The organism is Arthrobacter sp. YAF17 (genome assembly GCF_052113365.1).
GTDB lineage: Bacteria > Actinomycetota > Actinomycetes > Actinomycetales > Micrococcaceae > Arthrobacter.
The window spans coordinates 1-5,338 of the sequence record NZ_JBFRDB010000043.1 but is presented as its reverse complement, the minus strand read 5'-3'; the positions used below and the strand labels follow the sequence as shown (position 1 = coordinate 5,338).

The 5,338-nt window shown below is 69.8% G+C and carries 4 protein-coding genes; all 4 read left to right on the top strand.

What is annotated here, in order from left to right:
• Window positions 1-345: 345 nt before the first annotated feature.
• The 4 genes from AB4Y67_RS18900 (at window position 346) to AB4Y67_RS18885 (ending at window position 5,158) form a co-directional block, all read left to right on the top strand.
• Window positions 346-840 carry a nucleoside deaminase gene (locus AB4Y67_RS18900; RefSeq protein ID WP_441407291.1) on the top strand — a complete coding sequence of 165 codons (495 nt, stop codon included), beginning with the start codon at window positions 346-348 and terminating at the stop codon, window positions 838-840.
• A 180-nt stretch (window positions 841-1,020) separates the two neighbouring features.
• On the top strand, window positions 1,021-1,158 hold the full coding sequence (locus tag AB4Y67_RS18895) for a hypothetical protein (RefSeq protein WP_441407290.1): 138 nt from the start codon (window positions 1,021-1,023) through the stop codon (window positions 1,156-1,158).
• A complete protein-coding gene (locus tag AB4Y67_RS18890; protein WP_441407289.1) occupies window positions 1,149-2,279 on the top strand; it encodes an FAD binding domain-containing protein in 1,131 nt (376 codons plus the stop codon). The genes AB4Y67_RS18895 and AB4Y67_RS18890 overlap by 10 nt, the downstream gene beginning before the upstream one ends.
• A 2-nt stretch (window positions 2,280-2,281) precedes the next feature.
• Window positions 2,282-5,158 carry a molybdopterin-dependent oxidoreductase gene (locus AB4Y67_RS18885; RefSeq protein ID WP_441407288.1) on the top strand — a complete coding sequence of 959 codons (2,877 nt, stop codon included), beginning with the start codon at window positions 2,282-2,284 and terminating at the stop codon, window positions 5,156-5,158.
• Window positions 5,159-5,338: the final 180 nt, after the last annotated feature.

Below are 5,338 nucleotides of genomic sequence, written 5' to 3'. Positions count from 1 at the left end.
CCGGCCAGCTAGAAGCCATCGCCACTGCCAAACAGGCTGCCCCCGTCAAACCCGCCGTGAACGAACGATGGAACCAACGCGCCAGCCGGAGGAATTCATCTGAGGCAACGACTGCACCTTCCCGGAGGTATTGACATGAGGCAACAGGGCATCCAAAAAATTGATGGCGCAACCCCCTTTCCGCTGCTAGTCTCGCCTGTGTCAACGGCGGGCACCCGGGAGCCGGGAGGCTATCTACCAGGCGCAACACCAACTTCACCGCAAACGCTGGAGCCTGGTAACCGACGCCGCAGGCTCATCACCTTCCGGTACGGTTCCGGCTTCCACAGCAGAGGGAGTCGCATCATGACTGTCGTCGCCACAGCCCAGTTGTATCTCGCCAGGTCCATCGAGCTGGCCACCGCCAACGTCATGAACAGCGGAGGGCCCTTCGGCGCCGTCGTTGTCACCGTGGACGGACAAGCGTTCGACGGCGTCAACCGTGTCACCGCGACCAACGATCCCACCGCCCACGCCGAGGTCACGGCCATCCGCCGGGCCTGCGCCGAACTGGGCCGGTTCGAACTCAGGGGAGCAACGCTCTACACCAGCTGCGAACCGTGCCCCATGTGCCTGGCCTCCGCCCTCTGGGCCCGGGTGGAAGGCGTGGTTTTTGCCGCCGACCGGCACGACGCCGCCTCGGCGGGATTCGATGACGCCGTGTTCTACGAGTTCTTCGAGAAAGGCCAGCCCGCTGCGGTGATGCCGGTGCGCAAGCTGGCGCTGGACGGCCCCGAGGCGCCGGCCGTGCTGCTGCCCTTCACCACCTGGACGACCCACCATTCCCGGATCCACTACTAGCTTCCGCGGCGTTTTCGGACGGGCGCGGCGTTTTCGGACAGGCGCTGCGCGGATCCGGGGCGCGGAAATCCGAAATCGCAGCGGTTTTCCGGCGGACGCGGCCAGGGCGGTCCTTTCCCCGGCCACCGTTTGGAACGACAATGTGCAGATCATCGCCACTGGGGAGAAGGGGGTGCAGCAATGCTGGAAGGGATGCCCGACGTCGGCTCCCGCCGCGGGCTCTTCGGCCACAGCGCCGCGGACGCGTTCGCCGTCGGGCCTACCTGCGGCATCGGGCTGGAAGTCCGCCTCGAACTGCAGGAGACGCCATGGACATGAACACCATCGAGGCGGTGGTCCGCACCGCGGATCCGGCCGACTGGCAGCCCGGCGACGCCTGGCTGGCCGGCGGCACGGTGCTGTTCTCCTACGGCAGCTTCGCCTTCGGCACCGATCCGCTCCGGCGGCTCCTGGACCTTGGCTCCACCGGCTGGCCGGCCATCACAGTGTCCGAATCCGGGATCGAGCTCGCGGCCACCTGCACCGTCGCCGAGCTCTATGCGCTTCCCGACGGCGACACCGGCCGGACACACGCGGCGGCCTGGCCCGCGCTGGAGCTGATCCGGCCGTGTTGCGATTCGTTCGTGGCATCCTTCAAGGTTTGGAACATGTCCACCGTGGGGGGCAACCTCTGCACGTCCCTGCCCGCCGGACCCATGATCTCCCTCTGCGCGGCGCTCGACGGCGTGGCCACGATCCTCGGCCCGGGCGGCGCCGCCCGCACCGTCCCGGTGGTGGACTTCGTCGCCGGGGACGGGCGCAACGTCCTGGCACCCGGCGAGCTGCTCCGTAGCATCAAGCTGCCGGCGTCGGCCCTTTCCTCGCGGGTGGCGTTCCGCCGGCTGTCGCTGAGCAACCTCGGCCGGTCCGGAGTGCTGCTGATCGGACGGCTCGACGCCGACGGCGGACTGGTCCTCACCGTCACCGCCGCCACCAAGCGCCCCGTGCAGCTGCGCCTCGGCGGTCCTGCCAGCGCGGGAGGGAACGGCGGCAGCGGAATAGTCACTGCAGCCGAACTGTCCGCCGCGCTCGACGACGCCATCCCGGACGTGCTCTATCACGACGACATCCACGGCCTGCCCGTCTGGCGCAAGGACATGACCTACCGGCTCGCCGAGGAAATCCGCGCCGAACTGGCGGCCCCGGCAGGCACGGCACCGGTCCACGTTTCCGGCGACTTCTGGCCCCCGCCGCGCACGACGCCGCACGCTTCGGCGCCGCAGGCTTCCGCGCCGCAGGCTCAGGCACCGCAGGCTTCCGCGCCGCAGGCTCAGGCACCGCAGGCTTCCGCGCCGCAGGCTCAGGCACCCCAGGCTTCAGCGCCGCAGACTCAGGCACCCCAGGCTTCAGCGCCGCAGACTCAGGCACCGCAGACTTCCCCACAGCCGGAAGGAGCCTGAGCATGGGCATCGAGATCAACGGCGCAATCACGATCAACGGCATTCCGGCGCAGGCCGAACCGCGGCCGGGGCAGTGCCTGCGGACGTTCTTGCGGGAGCAGGGCAACCTCGGCGTGAAGAAGGGCTGCGACGGCGGCGATTGCGGGGCGTGCACCGTCCACGTGGACGGCGTTCCCGTCCACAGCTGCATCTACCCCGCGGTCCGCGCGGAAGGCCGGGCCGTCACCACCGTCGAGGGGCTCGCCAACACCGCGGCCTGCACCAACGCCAACACCAACACGGAAACCGGCGCTGCCCTCCATCCGATGCAGCAGCAGTTCATGGAGCGGCAGGGCTTCCAGTGCGGCTTCTGCACCGCGGGCATCGTGATGACGGCGGCCACCTTCGACGACGAGCAGAAGGCCAACCTGCCGCGGAACCTCAAGGGGAACCTGTGCCGCTGCACGGGCTACCGGGCGATTGCGGACGCTGTTTGCGGCGACGCCGCGCACGGCACATCCAGTCACCCGGACCCCGCCGGACCGGGATCGGGGATCGGCGGGGAGGGCCAGCCCGGCCCGCGTCCCGGCCAGCTCGGCGACGACGTCCCGGCGCCCGCCAGCAGGGCGATCGTCACCGGCACGGCGCGCTACACCCTGGACGTCCCGGCGTCGGAGCTTCCCGGGCTCCTGCACGTGAAGCTCCTGCGCTCGCCGCACGCCCATGCCCGCGTGCTGTCCATCGATTCCACGGATGCGCTGCGGATTCCCGGTGTGGAGGCGGTTTTCACCCACGAGGACTCGCCTGCGCAGCTGTTTTCCACGGCGCAGCACGAGCTCTTCACCGACGATCCTGACGACACCCGGGTGCTGGATGACGTGGTGCGGTTCGTCGGGCAGCGGATCGCCGCCGTCGTCGCCGATACCGTGGCAGCGGCGGAAGCCGGCGTCCGGGCGCTGAGGGTGGAGTATCAGGTGCTGGACGCCGTGTTCACCCCGCAGGAGGCGATGCGCCCCGGTGCCCCGGCGATCCATGGGGACAAGGACGCCGCCACGGCCCGCATCGGCCGGCCGGAGCGCAACGTCGTGGCCGAGCTGCATTCCGAACTGGGCGACGTCGCGGCGGCGTTCGCCGCCGCGGACTTCATTCACGAGCAGACGTACCGTACGCAGCGGGTGGCGCACACTGCGCTGGAGACCCACGCCGCCATCGCCTCGATCGACGACGACGGCCGGCTCCAGGTCCGCACCTCTAGCCAGGTGCCGTTCCTGGTCCGGCGCACCCTGGGCCGGCTCTTTGGCCTGCCGGAAGACCGGATCCGGGTCGTCACGGGACGGGTGGGCGGCGGTTTCGGCGGCAAGCAGGAAGTCCTCACCGAGGACATCGTGGCCCTCGCCGCGCTGAAACTCCGGCGCCCCGTGCAGCTCGAGTTCACCCGCAGCGAGCAGTTCACGGCAGCCACCACCCGGCACCCGTTCACCATTCACCTCAAGGCCGCCGCCAGCAGCGACGGCAAGCTGACGGCGCTGCAGCTGGAGGTCCTAACCAACGCCGGCGCCTACGGCAACCACTCTGTGGGCGTGACGTTCCACGGCTGCGGCGAGTCCCTGGGCGTGTACACCTGCGCCAACAAGAAGGTGGACGCGCACGCGGTGTACACCAACACGGTGCCCTCGGGCGCCTTCCGCGGCTACGGGCTGAGCCAGATGATCTTCGCGATCGAGTCCGCCGTCGACGACCTCGCCACCGGAATCGGCATGGACCCGATGGAGTTCCGCCGCCGCAACATGGTCCGTGAGGGTGACGACATGCTCTCCACCCACGCCGAACCGGCAGAGGATGTGCTCTACGGCAGCTACGGGCTGGACCAGTGCACGCGGCTGGTGCAGGACGCCCTGGAGCGCGGCCGGGACCGCTACCGGGACGCCGGGCTCGGCGACCCCGGCCCGGACTGGGTCACCGGGGAGGGCTCGGCCCTGTCCATGATCGACACGGTCCCGCCGCGGGGCCACTTTGCGCATTCCAAAATCCGGGTCCTGCCGGACGGGAGCTACCAGGTGGACGTGGGAACCGCGGAGTTCGGCAACGGCACCACCACCGTGCACGCCCAGCTCGCCGCCACCGCCCTGTCCACCACCGCGGACCGGATCGCGCTCCGGCAGGCGGACACGGACCTCGTGGACCACGATTCGGGTGCGTTCGGTTCGGCCGGAACGGTGGTGGCCGGCAAGGCCACCCTGGCCGCTGCCGAGGAACTGGCGGTGCGGATCCGCGCCTTCGCCGCCGGCATCCGGCAGGTCAAGGCCTCCGGGTGCGTGCTGGCGGACGACACGGTGATCTGCGAGGGAACCCGGGTGCCGCTGACGGAACTGTACGACGCCGCCGCAGCGGCCGGCGTCGACCTTTCCGGCGAGGGGCGCTGGGGCGGGACCCCGCGGTCGGTGGCGTTCAACGTCCACGGCTTCCGGGTGGCCGTCAACACCGGGACGGGGGAGCTGCGGATCCTGCAGAGCGTCCAGGCCGCCGACGCCGGCGTGGTGGTCAACCCGCGGCAGTGCCGGGGGCAGATCGAAGGCGGCATCGCGCAGGCGCTCGGCGCCGCGCTGTATGAGGAGGTCAGGGTGGACGACGCCGGCCGGGTCACCACGGACATCCTGCGGCAGTACCACATCCCGTCCTTCGCGGACGTGCCCCGCAGCGAGGTGTACTTCGCCGACACGTCCGACAAGCTGGGCCCGCTGGGTGCGAAGTCCATGAGCGAGAGCCCGTTCAACCCGGTGGCGCCGGCGTTGGCCAACGCCATCCGGAACGCCACGGGGATCCGGTTCGCGGAACTGCCGATCGCCCGGGACAAGATCTACCTGGCCCTGAAGGAAGCAGGGCTGGTCCCGCCCGTCTAAAGCAACGCGGGGTCAGATCCGGCCCATGGAAGGGGCTCAAAGTCAATTGGTCGTTGCAACAACTGGGTTTAGGCCGCGGTGGCAATGAGTTGGCGCATGCGTTGTTTGGGGGTCTCGAGGTTGAGCGTGGGACGGGGCCGGTTGTTGAGTTTGTCGGCGATGATCTCGAGGTCCTCGGCG